Raw genomic sequence first — 19,446 nt, 5'->3', positions numbered from 1 at the left:
GCGGTGACGGAAGCATGGATAGCGTCACTTATAGTTGCGTCGCTCCACTATCTTCCAATGCTGATTGCAACAGCCTGGTGGTCGACCCGAACAGTCCGGCTAAACTGGCTCAGCATTACAGCCGACGCCCTAACGCTCCCCTGCTTGATCATTGTTGTCATTACATCTCTTTCGCTGTTTTACTGGCCCGCCGATCGGGGGGCTTCCAATAACGGCCTATTGTTCCTGCTCGCCAGCGTCTTCTCGTTTGGCGTCATTCCACTTGTGACGATAACGTCGCATGTCCTGACCGGACGCTTTCTGGGGCGCGCCGGACGAAAAGGCTGGCACTGGTTGAAGCGAAAATCGTGAGCTGTTCGGCGCCGGCCAGGTCAAAGCCGGATTTGTTGTCGGAATGAGCATGCTCGGCGCGCGGACGCAATCCGCCGACACCTTGCAAGTACAACTTTATCAACGCTTTAGGAGAAGTTTTGGTGGGTGATCACGGGCTCGAACCGTGGACCCGCTGATTAAGAGTCAGCTGCTCTACCAACTGAGCTAATCACCCATCCGTGCGCTCGCTTTAGCGCACGGCCTTGTCGCACTCAAGAGGAAATCGTACCGGATTCTTCAAAAATCACAGCGCACTTCGATCTCGCGCACCGGGACGAGGTGCACTTTTCTCTCTCTCGGGTTGCAGGGCAGCAAAGCGTCTTCCGTCGTCGGCGGTTTCGACGTGGCGACGGCAGGAGATGTGCGGCTCAGGTGGTGAATGCATCGCTTTTGACGGCGAGCTCTTTGTCCACAGGGGCCAGGTTAGCCCCCGGGGACTTTTTCAAAAAAAATTCACAAAGCCGCTGGACAACCCAATCGAACGCCTTTATACGCCCCCTCACGACAGCAGCGGGACACACCGCAGCGGTCGCGGATGGGTGATTAGCTCAGTTGGTAGAGCAGCTGACTCTTAATCAGCGGGTCCACGGTTCGAGCCCGTGATCACCCACCAAATTTCTCCTAAAGCACTGATTGAATGGGTCTTTTGGGCGTTTGCCTTAAACCCTCACGCGCGCCCCTCACACAAACAACGTTCCCTCGGCGATCTTCACCGCATGGCCGCCGATGCGGGCATTGCTGATCTCCCCGCCTGAAATATCCAGATGCAGGTGGATGAAGGAGGGTCTTCCCATTTCCACCCCCTGCTCCACCAGGACGGGATGGTGGCCGTCGATGAACTGGTCGAAATGGTGGATGGCGCCCGAGAGCGCCGCGACGGCCGCGCCGGTTGCCGGATCCTCCAGATGCCCGGCGCCCGGGCCGAATTTGCGGGCGTGGAAGCGCGCCGTATGGTTCACGCCGCCACGGCAATAGACATAGGCCGAAGCGAGCCGCCCCTCGGCCATCGGCGTCAGCTGCTCCCAGCGCAGCACGTCGAACTCGATCGCCGACACCGCCGCGACGTCGTGCACCGGCACGAGCACGAAGGGTGCGCCGGCACTCCAGAACGAGGGTACATGGTTCTCGAAGCCGATCTGCGACAGTTTCAGGCTCATGGCATCGGCAATCGCCTGCCGGTCGAAGCGGGCGTCGAGCCGCACGGATTTGCGCGGCAGGTCGAACTCGGCGAAGCTCGCCGCCCCGGGCCTCAACCTCACGGCACAGCGCACCGGCCCCACCTTTTCCTCCAGCACCTGCACCAGGTCGAAGCCTTCCCTCGTCTCGCCATGGGCGGTCTCGGCGATCGCCACCGCGGCACCCACGGTCGGATGCCCGGCGAAAGGCAGCTCGTGGCTAGGCGTGAAGATCCTGAGCTTGGCGGTATGGGCAGCGCCGCCGGGCCTGCGGATGAACACCGTCTCCGACAGGTTGAACTCCAGCGCGATCGCCTGCATCGCCTCGTCGTCCAGCCAGTCCGCACCAAAGACCACGGCGAGCGGATTGCCCTGAAGCGGCCTGTCGGTGAAGACGTCATAGATCGCGTAGCGCAACGCCATTCATGTCCCCTTGCGAATATAACCCCCCGTGACCTTGCAATGTCGGGACGCAGGCGGCAAGGGCAAAAGCACCTCTGTCCAAGGTCGACTGCGGTCACGATTGCGTGGTCTTGGCGGCCGGGTCACATGGCGCGCAACGTCCAATAAACACCCTCCGGCGGCCCTCGCCCCTGCCCGCAAAGTGGACGGAACCTCGCCACGGCGATAGACTGGCCGCCACCCCTCGGTTGATCTGCCCGTCGCTGGTGTCGCCATGGAGCGTCGACTTGCCGCCGTCCTGATCGCAGACGTCGTCGGCTATGGCCAGAGAAGCCAGCTCGACGAAGAAGGCACCCGCGCGCTGTTCCAGACCGATATGACGCAGCTCTTCGAGCCGCGGGTCAAGGCGCATCGCGGACGCCTGATCAAGACCATGGGCGATGGCGTGCTGGTGGAGTTTCCAAGCGTGGTGGAAGCGCTGCAATGCGCGATCGAGATCCAGGACGACAAGGCCTCCTCAAACGCGGGCGGCACAGAGACCACCGGCAAGCCGCCGCTTCAGTTCCGCATCGGCGTCAATGTCGGCGACGTCATCGTCGAGGGCGACGACATTCATGGCGACGGGGTCAACATTGCCGACCGGGTGCAGGGGCTGGCGCTTCCAGGCGGCATCGCGCTCTCGGGTGCCGCCTATGACCAGGTCAAGGGCAAGCTGCCCGTAAACTTCGTCTCGCTCGGGGAGCAGCGGGTGAAAAGCCTGTCGGAACCGGTGCGCGTCTATCGCGTCTCCGCCGGAACGCCAGCCTCCGGCAAGGCCGGCGCAAGCATTGGAAAGCGGCTGGGATGGCGGATCCCGGCGATCGTGGCTGCCGTCCTTTTGCTGCTGTCCGCCCTCGTTCTTTCGGTATTCTGGCAGCCCCTGGCGACGATCGAGACGGCATCGCTGAAGGCGAAGCCCGCCGACGATCTCCGCCCCTCGCTGGTCGTCCTTCCCTTTGACAATCTGAGCGCCGACAAGGATCAGGAATACGTTGCCAACGGCCTGACCGAGGATCTGACGACGGCACTTGCGCGCGTGCCCGGCCTTTTCGTCATCTCCCGCAACACCGCCTTTGCCTACAAGGGCAAGAGTGCCACGCCGGCCGAGATCACCACCGAGCTCGGGGTGCGCTACCTGCTCGAAGGCTCGATCCGCCGCGTCGGCGGCGACATGCGCATCAATGCGCAGCTGATCGACGGCGCCACATCGGGACATGTCTGGGCGGAACGTTTCGATGGCCGCTGGGAGGACGTGTTTGCGCTGCAGGACAAGGTCGTCGGCAGCATCGCCGGCGCCCTGCAGTTGCGCCTGGTGGCCGATATCGTGCCGCGCGCCGGCGGCACCAGCAACCCCGCCGCCTATGACGCCTATCTCAAGGCGATGGACATTTATTCGCGCGAAAACACGCCGGAGGAATTTGCCGAGGCCGTGAAACTGCTGCAGCAGGCCGTCGCGCTCGATCCGAATTTCGGCGCGGCCCGTGCCCAGCTGGCCTGGGCCTATTGGGATGCCGATACCACCCGCGCCGTGTTCATGGGGCTTTCGATCGACGAGGCCTATGCCAAGGTCGGCGAGACGCTGGCGATCGCGGCGCGCAATCCGTCATCCGCCTATTACCAGCTCGTCGCCGAACTGAAGGTGCGCGAGCACGCTTCCGACGAGGCCGTCAACGTGCTGTTGAAAGCGGTGGCGCTCGACCCAAGCGACAGCTGGAACCAGCTGTCGCTGGCCCACGCGCTGAATTTCAACGGCAAGCCCCAGGAGGCTCTCGGCTATCTCGATGCGGCAGCGCGCGTCGACCCGAATTCCTGGGTGGATTTTCGCCGCTACCAGGCCGCGCTCGCGCAGTTCACCCAGGGCAACTTCGAAGCGGCGATCGACTTGATCGAGAAGATGAACTTCAACTCGCCCGATCCCTGGGCGAAGTTCTACGCCCTGCAGGTGCTCGTCTCGGCCTACGCCCACCTGGGGCGCACCGAAGGCGTCGCTTCCGCGCTTGCAAGGCTGAGGAAGGCGCTGGCTGACCGCTACATGGGCGAACAACCCAACCAGCTCATCACCCAGGATTACATGGTTTTCAAGAACGCCGAAGACATCGAGCGCCTGCTGGCTGGCCTCAGCAAGGCGGGCGTGCCCGAACTGCCGGCGCTCGGAAGCGGCGGGTTGGTTGCCCGTGACCGGCTGACCGGAAACGACATGAAGCGCCTCCTCTTCGGCAGCCGGATCCGCGGACGCACGGCGCTGCCGAAGATCTTGCCGATCGAACAGGCCATCACCGCCAACGGCGAACTGACCGAGACCGTCGACACACAAACCCGCAAGGGCACGGCCTGGGTCCAGGGCAACTTCTTGTGCAAGGCCTTTCCGGGAGAACTGTCGAGCTGCGGGGCAATCTATCGCAATGCCTTTCGAACACCAGGCCGCGAGGACGAGTACCGGGCCGTGCACCGCTGGCAGCAATACGAGTTCTCTGTCGTCAAATGACCCGCGTCCCGGCCGACGCCCCGCGGGATCAGCCGCCTGTCCGCAAGCGGTGTCATGCCATCGCCACGATGCGCGCCTAAGCGCGACCTTGTGAGATGCGTGGGAGCGTGGACAAGACAGGAAACTCGCCCGGACCTGGCTTGATTGCCTCATGATCAAAGAAACGAATTGATCAGCAGAAACAATCTCTTGTCGCGCGCTTCCGACTCAAGCTCTGAACGGCAGATGCTTACCGGAACAGCCATTTCAGGATCGGCGGGATGAAGGGCGGGTAGTTGTTCGCGGCCGGATCCGGCCCGAAAACGGCAATCGCCTCGTCGATCTCCGGCTCCGGGTCGTTGGCGATATGCGCCGCCACCCGCGCCACCAGCGCCTCGGCCGTTTCCGGATAGCGGTAGACGCGGATCACCGTGACCGCCCGCTCCATATGCAACAGGTGATAGCCGGGCTCGGCGGTGGCGAGCGCAAGGTCGATGCCGGTTTCTTCCAGCGCCTCACGGCGAATGTTACCGTCGATATCGCAGCGACCGTCGACGATGTCTTCCGGCTCGAGCGAGCCGGAGGGGCTGTAGACGCGGGCCGGATTGGCGGTGTGCCCGCCCATGCGCACCAGGATCAAAGCCCCGTCGGAAGAAAGGATCGCCGGCATGGCAAAGAGGTGGAAGGCGCCTTCCGCGCGGGTCTTGCGCCACCACAGAAAGGTCGAATAGGGCACCACATGCCCCTCGCCCCGCACCCGCCCGTCCTCGATCCTCAGCGCCCGCTGCAGCACCATGCGGCCGTCGAAGAGGTGCGGATTGGCGGCGATCTCCCAGGCCCAGTTCTCCTGCGCGCGACCGACTTCCTCCAGGTGAAACGGATGCACCGCGCCATTGACGCGGATATCGACGTCGGCAATCGGAATGATCACGCCTTCGGCCGGCCACTGGCGGGTATTGCTTTCGAGCGTGCTCATCATCAGACGTCCAGGGTCATGGCCACGGGGCAATGGTCGGACGCCTTCGGGCGGTCCCAACCGGTGCGCGGATAGCGCTCCACCTCCAGCCCCGGCGGAAAGATGGTGCGAAACGGCTGGCCGCCGCGAATGACCTCGGGCACCTGGTGGGCATTGCGCTTGGCCAGCGCCGGCGACAGCCAGATGTAATCGAGCTGGCACAGATGCCGCTCCTCGGGCCCGCGGCTGTGAAACAGCGTCCAGCGATCAAGCACCGGCCGGCGCTGCATCGGGTTTACGACGAAGTCGTCAAGGGTGAAGACGTCGAGCGCGCTTTCCGCTTCCTCATAGGGCACGAACTCATAGCCGTTACGCCGGTCGCCGAGGATGTTCACCTTCTCCTGGTAGTCGTTCATGTCGCCACAGATCGCAAACATCTTGTCGGCGGTCTTTCCGCGGCCGAAGCGGCTTTCGATGATGTGGCGCACCGCCTTTGCCTCCGCCTGCCTGATCGGCATCGTCGCCTGCCGTCCGTCGAGCCCCTCGCGCGCCGGCCCCATGGATTTGAAGTGCACCACGTAAAGCGTCAGCGGCCGCCCGCCGATCCGCAAGTCGAGCTCCAGGCAATCGCGCTTGAAGATCCGGTCGGCCGGCCGGCTGGTGAGCGCTATTTTGTCGTTGAAGAGATCGAGATCCTCATAGGTCAGCCCCGCATGGCTCTTCACGTCCAGGCACTCGATCGGCTGGCCGTCGCGCGTCTCCTCGCGCATCAGCACCGCGACATCGATGCCGCGCGAATCATTGCCCTCGATCAGGTACTTCTGCCGGTAGCCATTGCCGACCATGCGGAAGAGATAGTTGTATTCGAACGCCTGCAGCGAGGCCATGTTGTCGGCTTCCTGCAGGCAGAGGATATCCGCATCGCAATCGGCGATCGCCAGCGCCGACATCTGCCTTGTGTCGTCCGTATGCGCGATGGTGCGCGCCTCCTCCAGCCGCTGGTATTCGGCCTCGCTCTTCACGTCAAAGAGCCGGAGCACCCGGTCCTGCTTCAGCTGGTTGCGAAAGCCGGAAAAATCGAAGCGGCTCAAAAGGTTTTCGATATTGAAGGTGGCAAGGCGAAGCGACATTTATCAATTCCGTGGCATGAAATGTCGGGAGCTTAAGCAATTCCAGGAAAAGTGTGAAACGGTTTTCCGTCCTGAATTGCGACAATACAATGAGCAAATCCAGCAAAAGTGCGAAGCGGTTTTGCGTTCGGGTTTGCGACGAGAAAACAGCAATTCCAGGAAAGGTGTGAAACGGTTTTCCGCCCGGAATTGCGACAATACAAAGTGCAATTCTGCGAAAAGTGTAGCGCCTCCCGCAAGGTGCGACGTCCCTTGCTTCCCTCTGCCCCTTGTCGCACTCAAAAACCGCCACCTCAACTTTGATCCATGTCATCGAGAACACGAACCAATGTGCTCATATGGCGTTATCGCCTTGTCTGCGCTCATGGAGGATGGGTTGAATACGGAAATCGAAATCAAGCTGGAACTCTCCCCGGAAAACCTCGATCGCTTCCTGGCCTCCGGCCTGCTTGGCGAGCCGGCCAGGGTCGAGGAGCAGCAATCCGTCTATTTCGACACGCGCGGTCGCGATCTCTTTCAAGCGGGCTTCACGCTCAGGATCCGCACCGTCGGCGCTGCACGCAAGCAAACGATCAAGGCGACCGGCCCGGGCGCTTCGCTCTTTGCCCGCCCGGAATGGGAGATGCCGCTGTCGGAAGACCGGCCGGTCGTCGATCACAGCACGCCGCTTGCCGGCGAGTTCGGGCTGGAGGCGGATGATCTGGAGCCGCAATTTTCCGTCGACGTCGAGCGCACCATCTGGGACGTCGACCAGGACGGCACGAAGATCGAGGTCGCGCTCGATCGCGGCACGGTCAAATCCGGCAGCCGCCGGACCGCCGTCGGCGAAATCGAACTCGAGCTTAAGGATGGTGACCCGAAGGCGCTCTTTACCCTTGCCCGCCGGATCGAGGCGATTGTTCCCATCCGCTTCGGCGTCGTCTCCAAGGCCGAGCGGGGTTTCCGGCTGATCGACGCCGAGCGGCTCGTGCACAAGGCGGAGCCGGTCGATCTCGAGCGCGAGATGGGGCTTATGAAAAGCTTCCGCGCCATCGCCCTTTCCTGTCTTCGTCACTACCGCCTGAACGAGGACGTGCTGCGCGAGCGCGGCAATCCGGAGGCCCTGCACCAGGCGCGCGTGGCGCTGCGCCGCCTGCGCTCGGCCTTCTCGCTCTACAAGGATATTCTTGGCGATGACGAGAGCCAGCGCATCAGGCAGGAGCTGAAGTGGCTGGCCGGCGCCTTCGGCACCGCCCGCGACGTCGATGTTCTCTTGACACGGCAGCCAAGCCCGGAGCTGCGCGAGCGCCTGCGGACGGCGCGCGCCGCGCGTTATGCCGAAGTCTTCGAAACGCTCGACGGTCCTCGCGGCCGCGCCCTGATGCTCGACCTGCAGGATTGGCTGCACTGCGGCGACTACCAGTCAAGCGCACCCGCCGAGCTGCGCGAGCGTTCGGCGGTCGATTTCGCCGAAGCGGTGCTCGACCGTGAGCGCCGCAAGCTGAAGAAACATGGCCGCGCGCTCGCCAAGGTCAGCGACGAAGACCGGCACGAAGCCCGCAAGGATGCCAAGAAGCTGCGCTACGCCGCCGAGTTCTTCGTCTCGCTGTTTGACGACAAGCGCGGCGCGCGCCGCCACCGACACTTCATCGACGCGATGACCGGCCTGCAGGACCGGCTCGGCACCCTCAACGACCTCGTGTCCGGGCCGCATGTGCTGGAAGCAATCGGCCTTGAGGACCACCCCGACGCCGAGGCACTGACCGTGCATGCGGACAAGGAGAAGCTGATCGACAGCGCCCAGAACGCACTCGACGACGTGATCGATGTGAAGCGGTTCTGGCGCTGACGCTTCTGGCCCCGCCCTTCTGGCGCCAATTGGCGCCGGGGGGCCATCCCGTCACCCGTTTTCAGCCGGCCCGGGATCCGAGTGAGGCGGGAACCGCTTCCCCGGCACGCCGCACCTAACCTATTTCGGAAACAGGAAGACGATCGCGGCGCGCACGCCAAAACCCTCGGGGCCGTTGTCCGGTGCGGCCGCCCAGTAGCGCGCGCCGAGCTGCAGGCTTACCGGCTGCTCGCCGAACTTGGTGAGCTTGGCGACGGTAAAGTTGATCGGCACGCTCCAGTCGTCATGCTTCCAGTCATAGGTGCTTTCGGTGTTGAGCGTGAAGGTCCAGGCATCGGGCGTGGTGTAGGAGAGAAATGGCTGCAGGAAGGTCGAGCTCACATCGTCGCGATCGTCATTTCCGGCGACCGACCAGATGTGGTTGGCAAGCACGCCATAGGTCCAGTGCCCTTCCTGCTTGAGCAGGACAGCCGTCGGACCCACGCCCCATTTCTCGCCGCCCAGCAGGTCGTCCGTCGCCGTCGGCAACAGGAAGGCCGGGCCCGCACCCCAGATGAGGCCGCCTGCCGTCGGCTCCTTCGGCGAAAAGAAGAAGCTCTGCAGCGTATCGCCAAGACCGAACTGGTTGCCGCTGTCGCCGGCAATGTCGTTCTGGTTGACGACGGGCAGGATGGTGCGCGAAATCACGTTCCAGTCGTCGTTGAGCGAGATCGGGATGACCGGCTGAATGTTCAGCGTCATCTTGTTGCCGTCATCAGGCCCGTAGCCGCGATCATAGTTGAACTGGAACGGCACGCTGATCAGCGAGGCCACCGGGTTTGAAAGCTGCTTGGCAAGATCGGCATCCTCAGCCTTTGCCGACGAAGCAGCGGCAAGCACTGCCGCCACCCCCAACGAAGCTATGCGTGCATGCATCGGCAGGCTCCCGAATCACAACCTCTATGCGATTTAGCACATATGAAATCGCGGAACGGGTCCACCGGGTGGGCCGTGGCCACAGCCGGGGTGCACAGCGAGTTGATCGGCAGCGGAAAGTACGTAACAGTTACGGACAATCGTCAGGGTTGCGCTTCCACAGCATGCGAGCGTCTTCCTGAAGATCGGACGCCCTGGCAGCAACCTGTCCTTTCCGCTGCATTTAACGACGCGGCGCCACCCGGTGGCTATGCAGATTGTGCCAAATTGACGGACCGCAATTCGAAGCGGTCGACGGTCACGCGCGAAAGCAGAAACAGACACCGGTGCTGCGCCGGCATCGGCTAGTAGAACACAGGTCCGTGTCGCTGCGCCCGTTGCGCCAAAGCCAGCGTCTCGTGCGGATATTCGCCAAAGAGCGTGTGGTAGCGGCCGGACATGCGGCCGGGTTCATGGATACCCCAGCGCGCAGCCACCTTGGCGACCGTCTGTGGTGTCCCGGCCTCGCTCGCCAGGTCCCGGCGGATGCGATGCAGCCGCAGCCGGTTGACGTAGTCGACGGGCGTGTCGTCGAACACCTCGACAAAGGCACGATTGAGCGTGCGCTGAGAGGTCTCGGCGGCTCTGGCAACAGCACTCAGCGTCAATGGCGCAGCCAGGTTTTCAAGGATGAAGCGACGCGCCCGCGCGACGATCCGGGCGCGTCCGGCAGGTTCCATCCCGCCGTTGCCACCCGGTCCGGTGGCAAAATGCGCGATCACGGCCTCAAGCAGCCGCGGCCCGATCTCGCCGCCGGCTGCCTCCGTCACCGCGTCGCCGCGGTGGATGCCGGCAATCTGGTGCCTCAGCCAGGCAAGCACGGGCGGCGCCAGGGGCCTGTCATGCAGACCCGCCTTCGCGGTCATCTGCGGATCGTGGGCAAGCCCTGCCTGCCTGGCAATCTCTTCGAGGCGCTCGCGCGAAAGCGTCGCTGCCACATAGAGCGTTCCCTCAGTATAATAGGCGTCGTAGCGGTCGTCGGGCAGGAAGATGGCGACGTCGCCATCACGCGCCGCATTGAGCCAGAGGCGTGAGCCCGGACCGACATGCAGCGCGATGCCGAGTGTTACCGCATCGCTCGGCAGAAAACCCGACAGTGCCACCCTGCCCTCGATCAATCCGCTCGAAAGCACGATGCCGTTGCCGGCGGCGAAAGCAAGGCTGCCGCGGATCGGCGGCCCGGTCATCTGCAACACGTCGAGCCTGGCGCCGAAAATGGCGTTGCCGAGATCCTCGATCCGCCGGATCTCGAAACGCTGCCAGGTCGAAAGGCCGGAGAGCCCCTGCCTCAGCATGGCAGGTTGCAACGGCTTGGTACGACGCGGTCGGGCCTGGGAGCGAGCCTAGCGGATCGCGGCGTCCTTGGCCCGCGTGCGCATCCATCCCGCACCAACGGCACCTGGACCTTCGACCCCATGACGCCCCTCCATGTCCTGATATCGAGGATAGGAAGCAATGGCCGGCTCTGGCTATGCAGTCCGTGCCAAACTGGAAGACAGAAAGGCTGGCCTGTCGTTTCGCGCCCAATATCCTGCTCTCAACGCACGGCGCTTTAGTGTCTGGACGCGCTGGACTTCGCAGTCTGCAACTGGTGGGCAAGCGCCAATGTCTCGCTCGGGCGTTCGCCGAAGAGGTCGCTGTACCAGCCGGCCATGCGGCCAAGCTCGCTGATGCCCCACTGGTTGGCGATCAGCGCGATGGTGCAGGCCGTTTCCTCGTGGCTTGCCAGGTCGTGGCGGATGCGATGCAGCCGCAGCCGCCGCACATAGCCCTGCGGTGAATCGTCGAGAATATCGGCAAAGGCACGGAACAGGGTACGCCGGGAGGTATTGGCAGCCCTTGCAATCTCGTTCGGCGAAATCGGCTGGGCCAGATGCGCAACGATGTAGGCGCGCGCCCGCTCGACGATACGCGCATGCGCCTCGGCGTTGCTGCGCCGGTTGCGGGCAAACGGTTGGCGACCGATATGCTCGATCAGCACGTCGAGCAGTGCCTCCCCGATATCCGCCTCGCCGAAACGCGGCACGGTGCGGCCGGCGTGAACACGCTCGAAGGCCTGCTTCAGCCGTTTGTTGATCGCCGGGGACAGCGGCCGGTGATAAAGGCCGGTGCCGCCGAGCAGTGGTTTGTCGAGCACGATCCCCTGCCCGGCGGCAATCTCCTCCAGCCGGTCGACCGACAGCGTCGCGGTCGCATAGAGCGAGCCCGGTGTGTAAATGGCGTCGTGATCGTCGCCGCCGTGGAAGACGCCGACGGCGCCGGTTGGCGTCTCGGTCAGCCAATGGCGGGTGCCTGCCCCCAGGCGCAGGCCGACACCGACGGTCAAGAGGTCGTGGTGCAGCGGGCCACTCAGCGCGATCTGCCCGTTGATCAGCCCGCTGCTGTAGACAACGCCGTTCTGCTGGGAAAAGACGAGGCTGCCCGAGAGCGGCGAGGTCGACATCTGCATCACCTCGAGACCGGCGCCATAGACGCCGTCGCTCAAGTCCTCGATGCGAGTAACCGGAAGTCTGGCCCAGGCTGCGGAAAGCATGCTCATGAATTGCCCTCAAGGATGAACCCAGGACGCCATCGTCTCGAAAATCGCTGCAGGCAGGAAGTACGTAACAGTAAAAGACGGCGGCAATACAGGCAACGCGCGCCTGTCACCTGTCGGCGACTGCCGTTCGGGCGACCAAAAGCAACATGCCGGACCGCCCCGTCAGGCCAAACAGTTGCAGCATTGGCGCGGGCCCGCGCTCACTTCAGGATGGACTGCCGCTCGGTCCGGGACATGAACCGTTGCTCGGCCGGATATGAGCTGCGCTCAATCCGGATATGAGCTGCGCTCAATCCGGACATTCCGCGCCGGCTTCGACCCAGGCGGAGATCAGCGCGGCAAGCTCGGGCTGCGAGCCGGGCGGTGCGCTGCGGCCTTCGCCCGGATGCCACGCCCAGCCGACCAGGTGATCCTCGCCCATGTGCTTGACGAGATCGGCATGGGAGCGGTTGCCATTGCGCTCCGTGTCCTTCACCTGCTGGCAGATCTCGCCGACGGTCAGCCCCTGCCAGGCCATGCTTTCGGGCGCGAGTTGCCAGTGGGCGTCGCCGGGAATGGATTTCAGCCGGCTGCCGACGATCGTGCGGTTCTCCGGCCCGTGGCAGGCGCTGCAGGCAAGGCCCGCCGGTCCCATCGAGCTGTCGCTAGCGATCATCAGCGGCACATGCGGATGCATGTCCTCGCCTTGCGTCGGGCTGCGGGTTGCCGGATGGCAGTTGATGCAGCGCGGATGGGTGAGCACGCGGCTCGCTTCCGCAAAGATCGCCTTGGAGCGTGCGCTCGCATCGGCAATCGAGGCGAACTCGGCGACTGGCTTCAGCGCGCCGCCGGAGGTTTCGGCATGGCCGCGCATCGGCTCAAGGGCCGCGACGAGACCGGCTGCAGCAAGGACGGCGGCAAGTGGCAGGGCGAGTGTTCGCTTGATCACGGTCACACCCTCCTGATCTCGTTCTGGTTGATCGGCCAGGTGCGAAGCCGCGTGCCGGTCGCCGCAAAGATCGCATTGGTGAGCGCCGGCGCCACGCCCGGCGTTCCGACCTCGCCGATCCCGCCCGGCGCTTCCGTGCTCGGCACGATAAACACCTCGATCGGCGGCGTCTCGTTTATGCGTGCAACCGGCGCATCGTCGAAATTGCCCTCGACCACCGCTCCGTTGGCAACGGTGATGCGCCCGTAGAGTGCTGCACTCAGGCCATAGACGACGCCGCTCTGGATCTGCGCCTCGACCGTATCCGGGTTGATCACCAGGCCGCAATCGACGGCGCAGATGATCCGGTCCGTCTTGAACTTGCCGTCGTCGCCGACGGTGACTTCGGCAATCATCGCGGCAAAGCTGCCGAAATCCTCGGCCACCGCAATGCCCCTGCCCTTGCCTTTCGGCAGCGCCGTCGACCAGCCCGCCTTTTCGGCAGCCAGGTTAAGCGCGCCGAGAAGCCGCGGCTTGTTCGAAAGCAGCTTGCGTCGATACTCCAGCGGATCGACGCCGGCGATCCCGGCCAGCTCGTCGATGCCACACTCGACCGGGGGAATGTTGCGCGTCGCGCCCACGCCACGCCAGTTGCCGGTGAGCATGCCATCCGGCGCCTCCTGCCGGGCGAAATCGGCCTGTTTGTTGGGGATCCCGTAGGGCGATTCGGCGCCGGCCATCTGGTCGAGATCGACGCCGTCCTTGGTGAAGCCGGGGAACCAGCGCGCCATGACCGAAGGACCGATCACCCGGTGCCGCCAGGAGACGGGCAAACCGTCAGCCCCGAGCGTCGCCGTCACCCGGCTGTAGTTGAGGTAGCGATAACAGTCGTGGCGGATGTCTTCCTCGCGGCTCCAGGTCACCTTGACCGGGCCTTGCACCTGCTTGGCGATCTTGGTTGCGAGCGTGATGCCGTCGACATCGAGCCGCCGGCCAAAGCCGCCGCCGAGCAGATGGTTGTGCACCACCACCTTTTCGAGCGGCAGGCCGGTGACATCGGCGGCCGCCTGCCGTGCCCGGCTCATGATCTGGGTTCCGACCCACACCTCGCAGCTGTCCGGACGAACATGCACCGTACAGTTCATCGGCTCCATGGCCGAATGGGTGAGGATCGGCATACGGTAGATGAATTCGTGCACCGGCCCGTTGTCGGCCTCTGCCTTCATCACATCGCCTTCGTTGATATGCGGCAGCGCCTTGCCGTCGATCGCAGCGTCCATCAGCCGTTCGAGTTCGGCCTGGGCGATCGCAGCGCTCGGCCCCGGATCCCAGTCGATCGAAAGTGCCGCGAGCCCCTTGCGCGCAGCGCCGGTGTTGTTGGCAACGACCGCCACCGCCTCGTCGATGCGCACCACCTGGGAGACGCCCTTGACCGCCATCGCCGGCTTTTCGTCGACCGCGCGCAGCTTGCCGTTGAAGTGGGGACAGATGGCGATCGCCGCATAGGACACGCCGTCGGGCCGCGCGTCGATGCCGAATTTCGCCGTGCCGTTGACCTTTTCCGGGCTGTCGAGGCGGTGGGCGGGCTTGCCGATCACCTTGTAGCTGGAGGCGGGCTTCAGCGGCACGTCCTGCGGCACGGGTTCTGAGGCCGCAGCCGCGATCAGGCTGCCATAGGCGGCCTTGCGACTGCCACCGGTCTCGACCACATGGCCGGCCTCGGCCTTCAAGGCATCGGGCGAAACACCCCACTCACGCGCCGCAGCACCGATGAGCATGATGCGGGTGGCCGCACCCGACTTGCGCATCTGCTCGTAGGCGCCACGAACGGAGAACGAGCCGCCGGTGATCTGGTCGCCGAGCAGCGGATTGGCATATTGCTTGGGATCGGCCGGTGCATGTTCGAGCACCACCTGGTCAAGGTCGACCTCGAGTTCCTCGGCAAGCATCATGGCAACCGCGGTGTAGATCCCCTGCCCCATCTCCACCGCCGGCATCACAAGTGAGATCTTGCCCTCGGGCGGAATGCGGATGAAGGCATTTGGCGCGAAGGGTTGGGCTTGAGCGGCCACCGGCTGGGGCCTGAAGCCGATCACCAGGCCGGCCCCGGTCAGGGATGCGCCGATCAGAAAGCCACGGCGCGAAACGGATAGATTGGTCCTGTCGAAGATGGACATCTGATCACCCTCTTGCTGCCTGCTTGATGGCGGCGCGAATGCGCGGGTACGTTCCGCATCGACAGATATTTCCGGCCATCACCGCATCGATGTCGGCGTCTGTCGGCTGGGAATTGGCGGCAAGAAGCGCGGTGGCAGACATGATCTGCCCGGATTGACAGTAGCCGCATTGCACGACGTCGATGTCGAGCCAGGCCTGTTGTATCCGCTTGCCCTCGGGCGTATCGCCGATCGCCTCGATCGTGGTGATCGGCTTCCCCGCCGCCTCCGAAACCGGCGTGACGCAGGAGCGCACGGCCTGCCCGTCGACATGCACGGTGCAGGCGCCGCACATGGCGATGCCGCAGCCGAACTTGGTGCCGGTCAGCCCAATCGTGTCGCGCAGGACCCAAAGAAGCGGGATATCGCCGTCGACATCGACGGCATGTTTCGTTCCATTCACAGAGAGATCGTAAGGCATGACACCATCGGCCGAAGCCGTCCCCTGCATGTGCGAAGGCGCGAAAATACCAACGAGGGCGGCGGACGGCCAAATTACATTTCCGTGAGGTCGGCCCCGAAGGAAGCCCGCAACGGGCGCGCCACCATTTCTGATTTACTGCGTCAAGCGCGCAAGGCACAACCTCAAGGAGGGTCTCATTCCGGGCTTTCCAGGAGCCTTGTGCGACGCAGAAACTGCATCGCCGCCGCGTCGTCACCCCTCGCTTGCGCGAGCAGGGCCAGGTTGGCGTTGGTCTCTGGATCGTGCGGCCGCAACCGCAGCGCGATCAGGTAATGCTCCTCGGCGGCTGCCAGTTCGCCGTTCTCGTGCAGCATGACCGCCAGATTGTTATGTGCTTCTGCATAGTCCGGTTGCGCGTCGACGGCGGCGCGGTAATGCTCCTCCGCCCGCGCTCGATCGCCCTGTTCCAGCAGCATCGCATAGTTGTAGTGTGCTTCCGCGTAGCCGGGATGCAGCCTGAGCGCTTCGACATAATGCGCTTCTGCGCCAGTGGCATCCCCGCGCTCTTCCAGAAACACGCCATAATTGTTATGCGCTTCGGCAAAGCCCGGTCGCAGGCGTAGCACCTCGTTGTAGTGTCGTTCCGCCTCGATCCGATTGCCCATGGAGTTCAAGAGACCGGCATGGCGTAGCCAGGCATCCACGTCGTCGGGGCGCAACTTGATTGCCTCACGGTAGTGCCGCGCCGCGCTTGCGCGATCGCCGACGTCTTCGAGCAGGATGGCGAAATTGTAGTGCGCTTCAGGATAGAACGGCCAAAGGCGGAGCGCTTCCTGATAGTGCTCGGCAGCCGCCTGGATGTCACCCACGGCCTTGGAAAGTATGCCCAGGTTGTTGTGCGCTTCGGGATAGTTGGGCCGCAATTGAATGGCCCGCTCGTAGCAACGGCGCTCTTCCCGCACGTTTTCTTTATCATGCTGAGCAAGGCTGACGCCTCTGAGGAACCAATCCTCGGCGGTCATCTTCTCGTCCGGTCGCGCAGCAAGCGCTGTGTGATCGACGGACGTCAGCCGATAGAGTTGCCTCTGGGGCAGGAAGTCTCCCCGGAGGTCGAAAAGACCAGCCTCGCTGAAGTTGAATATCGGCAAATCGATCAACTCGAGGATCGTCTCGGTAACGAACAACGTATCGGGCTCCGCATGCGTCTCCACCCGCTTGGCGATGTTGATCGCCCGCCCGATCCAGGCGTCATCCTCCGCCATGCGACTGCATTCGCCGAAATGGCACCCGACGCGGACCGGCAGATCGTGCCCGCTGGCAGCCGACATCAGCGAACGACGCCGTTGCTTCCAATAGGCGATCAGTTTCAATCCGAAGTGGACCGCAACGTCGGCGGACTCGAAAAGATAGAGATGGCCGTCGCCGGTGAAGTTCTCGTGTCTGCGGCCATACTGGCTCGCAAGTGTCTGTGACAGATAGCGATGCTCAGCCATTATGTTGGTGACGGTATCTTTCGGCACCGTGTTCCAGACGGCCGAATGCCGGACGAGATCGGTGAATATGGCGGCGAAATAGATAGTCATTCCGCTCACTACCAGAACGTTATATCGTGAGCGACGAGCGTGTCGAAGTCGACCTGACCGCCGCATTCGCTGAGGCCAAAAGGAGACCCATCATGCCACAATACATGGTTGAAAGACACTTGCCCGGCATCACGCCGGAGCAACTGACCGCAGCCGCCACCCGCGCGAAAGCGGTCACCACCGAAATGACGCAACAAGGCAAGCCTGTCCGCTACCTTCGTTCGACCTTCGTCCCGTCCGAGGAAAAATCTTTCTGCCTCTTCGACGCCCCTTCCGCTGAGCGCGTGAAGGAGGCAAACGAACTCGCCCAGCTTCCGATGCAACGCATCATAGAAGTTGCGCACATCGCCGCAGACGATCTGGCGTGAAGGGATTTTGGATGCGCGCGGATGCGCACCGATAACGGCCGCCTCGACCTCACCGAAGGGTGTTCTTGTGGATCACCCCGTCCTTCATGATGACCTTGAAGTTGGTCTCCGGATCGGCAACGAGCTGGATGTTTTCGAGCGGATTGCCATCGACGAGCAGCAGGTCGGCATACGCCCCCTCCTCGACGACGCCGAGTTTGCCCGGATAGGGGTTGCGCGGGCCGGAGAGCGCCAGAAGCTCGGCATTGGTTCCGGTCGCCATCGCCAGCGCCTCGGCCGGCGTGTACCAGCGGGTGAGCGACGCTAAAATGGCGCCCTGCTGCTTGGCGAGCTCAGCGGAAAACAGCACGTCGGTGCCCCAGGCGGTCTTGAGCTTGTATTTCTTCGCAAGCTGGTAGGTCCGGTCGATGCCGGGCCAGACCTCCTCGGCCTTTTCGCGCTGCACGGAGCCCTCGGGCAGGCCCAGCCGCATCATTTCCGGAAGCGGTTGCAGGCTCAGCCACACGTCACGCTCGGCCAGGAGCCGGGCGGTGTCCTCGTCCATGAGGAAACCGTGCTCGATGCATTTCACGCCGGACAGGACCGCCAGTCTGATCGCTTCCGAGGTGAAGGCGTGCACGACCACATAGCTGTGCCAGTTGTTGGCGATTTCGACGGCGGCGCGAAGCTCGGCCTCGGTAAAGGTCGTCACATCGAGCGGGCTGTGCGGCGAGGAGACGCCGCCGCCGCCCGTGAGCTTGACCTGCGTCGCCCCTTGCATGAACTGCTCGCGCACCCGCATGCGCACTTCATCGGGACTGTCGACGATGAGGCTGCCGCCGATCACTTCCATGCGGGTGGGCGGGCCGCCGGTGCTGCGCGGCAACTCGGTGAACGGCCGGAAATCACCATGCCCGCTGGTCACGGTGATCATGGCGCCGGAAGGATAGATGCGTGGACCGGCAACGATGCCTTCATCGATGGCCCGTTTCAGGCTGAAGGCAGGACCACCGACGTCGCGCACCGTCGTGAAGCCACGCATCAAGGTGTCCGTCGCCTCGGCTCCTGCCAGGAGCGTGGTGTAGCCGATATCGCCAAGCGCCACGACGGGATTGACGCGAATGAGCATGGCGTGCCAATGGGCATCGATCAGCCCCGGCATCAGCGTTCGGCCGTTGCCGTCGATCCTGAGCGCGCCTTGTGGGTCGATCGGGTCGGTCGAAATCCGCGCGATCAGATTGTCCTTGACGAGCACGTTCGACGGAGCGGAAAGCTCGGCCCCCTTCCCGTCGAAGATCCTGACGCCCTCAAACAGGACATCATCGGCCGCGGCGATTTCACCGGAGGCGAGCAGGAAGACTGCGGCCAGCCATTTTCCGGCGGCGGGCCCAAGCCTGGCCGGGGCGCTGAAAGATCGCAGCAAAGTGAGTACCGAAGACTGGACACAACCGGACCCGACGCGTCCATGCCATTCCATAGATCCGCCAAACATTGCCGCATTCCTTTTCAGGGAGGGAAACCGGGCGAAGGAAGTGTCCGCCCACACGTTCTGGCTGTCAAGGTGGGTGCATTGGCAGAGGCGAAGCGGAACAACGCTGATGGCCAAGGACGCGCGTCGGCGTGAGCGCGCCCCAAAAACGGCTGGGGATGCGCGGCATCGGCCGGCATCCCCGAAAAAACTCTGTGACGCCTGATGGCGCTGACTGTCTGGTTGGCGGCCTTAGAGGAGATTGGTCTCGACGTCGACATTGCCGCGGGTCGCCTTGGAATACGGGCAGATCTCATGGGCGGCGTGGATGATTTCATGCGCCACGTCACGGTCGAGGCCGTCGAGGCGGACATTCATGCGGGCGCGCAGGAAGTAGGAACCGTCGTCGACGTTGAGATCGATCTCGGTGTCGACCTCGGGGCCTGCCGGCAGCTTCACCTTGCGCTGCAGTGCGGCAAGCTCGATGGCGCCGATGTAACAGGCCGACCAGGCGGCGCCGAAGAGATTTTCAGCCGCCGGATGGGGCTGCGACAGCTTCAGTTCCAGCGTGCCGTCCTGGCTGACGGTACCGCCGTTGCGGCCGCCGGTGTTGTGGGTCTTGCCGGTGAAAAGCAGCTTCTCGGTCATGTCATTTCCTCTCTGT

General features: G+C 63.7%; 15 protein-coding genes and 2 tRNA genes. 4 read left to right on the top strand and 13 right to left on the bottom strand.

What is annotated here, in order from left to right; translation table 11 throughout:
• Positions 1 to 471 precede the first annotated feature (471 nt).
• Positions 472 to 547: transfer RNA gene (locus MKZ91_RS01320), tRNA-Lys, on the bottom strand.
• Positions 548 to 909: 362 nt separating this feature from the next.
• On the opposite strand from MKZ91_RS01320, the gene MKZ91_RS01315 reads away from it, so the two are divergent.
• Positions 910 to 985: transfer RNA gene (locus tag MKZ91_RS01315), tRNA-Lys, on the top strand.
• A gap of 67 nt (positions 986 to 1,052) precedes the next feature.
• Here the strand turns inward: MKZ91_RS01315 and MKZ91_RS01310 are convergent.
• Positions 1,053 to 1,970: a PhzF family phenazine biosynthesis protein gene (locus tag MKZ91_RS01310; protein WP_336167194.1), complete on the bottom strand. Its 918-nt coding sequence runs from the start codon at positions 1,968 to 1,970 to the stop codon at positions 1,053 to 1,055.
• Between the two features lie 253 nt (positions 1,971 to 2,223).
• Between MKZ91_RS01310 and MKZ91_RS01305 the strand changes: the two genes are divergently transcribed.
• On the top strand, positions 2,224 to 4,473 hold the full coding sequence (locus tag MKZ91_RS01305; RefSeq protein ID WP_336167192.1) for an adenylate/guanylate cyclase domain-containing protein: 2,250 nt from the start codon (positions 2,224 to 2,226) through the stop codon (positions 4,471 to 4,473).
• A gap of 229 nt (positions 4,474 to 4,702) precedes the next feature.
• On the opposite strand, the gene MKZ91_RS01300 is transcribed toward MKZ91_RS01305, so the two are convergent.
• Together MKZ91_RS01300 and MKZ91_RS01295 are read right to left on the bottom strand one after the other, a co-directional pair.
• Positions 4,703 to 5,428, bottom strand: a complete 726-nt coding sequence (locus tag MKZ91_RS01300) for an NUDIX hydrolase (RefSeq protein ID WP_336167190.1) — start codon at positions 5,426 to 5,428, stop codon at positions 4,703 to 4,705.
• Between the two features lie 2 nt (positions 5,429 to 5,430).
• Positions 5,431 to 6,537, bottom strand: a complete 1,107-nt coding sequence (locus tag MKZ91_RS01295; RefSeq protein WP_336167188.1) for an endonuclease/exonuclease/phosphatase family protein — start codon at positions 6,535 to 6,537, stop codon at positions 5,431 to 5,433.
• 376 nt (positions 6,538 to 6,913) lie between these two features.
• Between MKZ91_RS01295 and MKZ91_RS01290 the strand changes: the two genes are divergently transcribed.
• The gene (locus MKZ91_RS01290) at positions 6,914 to 8,365 is read left to right on the top strand and encodes a CYTH and CHAD domain-containing protein (RefSeq protein WP_336167186.1); all 1,452 of its coding nucleotides are present in this window, start codon (positions 6,914 to 6,916) and stop codon (positions 8,363 to 8,365) included.
• Between the two features lie 120 nt (positions 8,366 to 8,485).
• Here MKZ91_RS01290 and MKZ91_RS01285 read toward each other — a convergent pair whose 3' ends face one another.
• The 7 genes from MKZ91_RS01285 to MKZ91_RS01255 form a co-directional block, all read right to left on the bottom strand.
• Positions 8,486 to 9,280, bottom strand: coding sequence for a transporter (locus MKZ91_RS01285; protein WP_336167184.1), 795 nt, complete (start codon positions 9,278 to 9,280; stop codon positions 8,486 to 8,488).
• A 344-nt stretch (positions 9,281 to 9,624) separates the two neighbouring features.
• Positions 9,625 to 10,614, bottom strand: coding sequence for a helix-turn-helix domain-containing protein (locus MKZ91_RS01280; protein WP_336167182.1), 990 nt, complete (start codon positions 10,612 to 10,614; stop codon positions 9,625 to 9,627).
• Between the two features lie 257 nt (positions 10,615 to 10,871).
• On the bottom strand, positions 10,872 to 11,858 hold the full coding sequence (locus tag MKZ91_RS01275; RefSeq protein WP_336167180.1) for a helix-turn-helix domain-containing protein: 987 nt from the start codon (positions 11,856 to 11,858) through the stop codon (positions 10,872 to 10,874).
• A gap of 289 nt (positions 11,859 to 12,147) precedes the next feature.
• Positions 12,148 to 12,786, bottom strand: coding sequence for an Isoquinoline 1-oxidoreductase subunit (locus MKZ91_RS01270; protein ID WP_336167178.1), 639 nt, complete (start codon positions 12,784 to 12,786; stop codon positions 12,148 to 12,150).
• Between the two features lie 2 nt (positions 12,787 to 12,788).
• Positions 12,789 to 14,942: a xanthine dehydrogenase family protein molybdopterin-binding subunit gene (locus MKZ91_RS01265; RefSeq protein ID WP_336167176.1), complete on the bottom strand. Its 2,154-nt coding sequence runs from the start codon at positions 14,940 to 14,942 to the stop codon at positions 12,789 to 12,791.
• A gap of 4 nt (positions 14,943 to 14,946) precedes the next feature.
• A complete protein-coding gene (locus tag MKZ91_RS01260; RefSeq protein WP_336167174.1) occupies positions 14,947 to 15,402 on the bottom strand; it encodes a (2Fe-2S)-binding protein in 456 nt (151 codons plus the stop codon).
• Positions 15,403 to 15,578: 176 nt separating this feature from the next.
• Positions 15,579 to 16,967 carry a tetratricopeptide repeat protein gene (locus MKZ91_RS01255; protein WP_336167172.1) on the bottom strand — a complete coding sequence of 463 codons (1,389 nt, stop codon included), beginning with the start codon at positions 16,965 to 16,967 and terminating at the stop codon, positions 15,579 to 15,581.
• A gap of 92 nt (positions 16,968 to 17,059) precedes the next feature.
• On the opposite strand from MKZ91_RS01255, the gene MKZ91_RS01250 reads away from it, so the two are divergent.
• Positions 17,060 to 17,335 carry a DUF4242 domain-containing protein gene (locus tag MKZ91_RS01250; RefSeq protein ID WP_336167751.1) on the top strand — a complete coding sequence of 92 codons (276 nt, stop codon included), beginning with the start codon at positions 17,060 to 17,062 and terminating at the stop codon, positions 17,333 to 17,335.
• 49 nt (positions 17,336 to 17,384) lie between these two features.
• Here the strand turns inward: MKZ91_RS01250 and MKZ91_RS01245 are convergent, their stop codons facing one another.
• Together MKZ91_RS01245 and MKZ91_RS01240 are read right to left on the bottom strand one after the other, a co-directional pair.
• Positions 17,385 to 18,806 carry a metal-dependent hydrolase family protein gene (locus tag MKZ91_RS01245; RefSeq protein ID WP_336167171.1) on the bottom strand — a complete coding sequence of 474 codons (1,422 nt, stop codon included), beginning with the start codon at positions 18,804 to 18,806 and terminating at the stop codon, positions 17,385 to 17,387.
• A 228-nt stretch (positions 18,807 to 19,034) separates the two neighbouring features.
• Positions 19,035 to 19,430: an Ohr family peroxiredoxin gene (locus tag MKZ91_RS01240; protein WP_336167164.1), complete on the bottom strand. Its 396-nt coding sequence runs from the start codon at positions 19,428 to 19,430 to the stop codon at positions 19,035 to 19,037.
• Positions 19,431 to 19,446: the final 16 nt, after the last annotated feature.

The sequence above is a fragment of the Ensifer sp. MJa1 genome (assembly GCF_037026475.1).
In the GTDB taxonomy this organism is placed as follows: domain Bacteria; phylum Pseudomonadota; class Alphaproteobacteria; order Rhizobiales; family Rhizobiaceae; genus Ensifer.
The sequence above is the reverse complement of the archived record's forward strand: the minus strand, read 5'-3'. Positions and strand labels throughout refer to the sequence as shown.

Excerpts from the sequence above, each read along its gene's own strand:
- MKZ91_RS01245 (WP_336167171.1), bottom strand. The coding sequence starts at position 18,806 with ATGTTTGGCGGATCTATGGAATGGCATGGACGCGTCGGGTCCGGTTGT.
- MKZ91_RS01275 (WP_336167180.1), bottom strand. The coding sequence starts at position 11,858 with ATGAGCATGCTTTCCGCAGCCTGGGCCAGACTTCCGGTTACTCGCATC.
- MKZ91_RS01265 (WP_336167176.1), bottom strand. The coding sequence starts at position 14,942 with ATGTCCATCTTCGACAGGACCAATCTATCCGTTTCGCGCCGTGGCTTT.
- MKZ91_RS01305 (WP_336167192.1), top strand. The coding sequence starts at position 2,224 with ATGGAGCGTCGACTTGCCGCCGTCCTGATCGCAGACGTCGTCGGCTAT.
- MKZ91_RS01260 (WP_336167174.1), bottom strand. The coding sequence starts at position 15,402 with ATGCCTTACGATCTCTCTGTGAATGGAACGAAACATGCCGTCGATGTC.
- MKZ91_RS01310 (WP_336167194.1), bottom strand. The coding sequence starts at position 1,970 with ATGGCGTTGCGCTACGCGATCTATGACGTCTTCACCGACAGGCCGCTT.
- MKZ91_RS01295 (WP_336167188.1), bottom strand. The coding sequence starts at position 6,537 with ATGTCGCTTCGCCTTGCCACCTTCAATATCGAAAACCTTTTGAGCCGC.
- MKZ91_RS01280 (WP_336167182.1), bottom strand. The coding sequence starts at position 10,614 with ATGCTGAGGCAGGGGCTCTCCGGCCTTTCGACCTGGCAGCGTTTCGAG.
- MKZ91_RS01250 (WP_336167751.1), top strand. The coding sequence starts at position 17,060 with ATGCCACAATACATGGTTGAAAGACACTTGCCCGGCATCACGCCGGAG.
- MKZ91_RS01285 (WP_336167184.1), bottom strand. The coding sequence starts at position 9,280 with ATGCATGCACGCATAGCTTCGTTGGGGGTGGCGGCAGTGCTTGCCGCT.
- MKZ91_RS01240 (WP_336167164.1), bottom strand. The coding sequence starts at position 19,430 with ATGACCGAGAAGCTGCTTTTCACCGGCAAGACCCACAACACCGGCGGC.
- MKZ91_RS01255 (WP_336167172.1), bottom strand. The coding sequence starts at position 16,967 with ATGACTATCTATTTCGCCGCCATATTCACCGATCTCGTCCGGCATTCG.
- MKZ91_RS01300 (WP_336167190.1), bottom strand. The coding sequence starts at position 5,428 with ATGAGCACGCTCGAAAGCAATACCCGCCAGTGGCCGGCCGAAGGCGTG.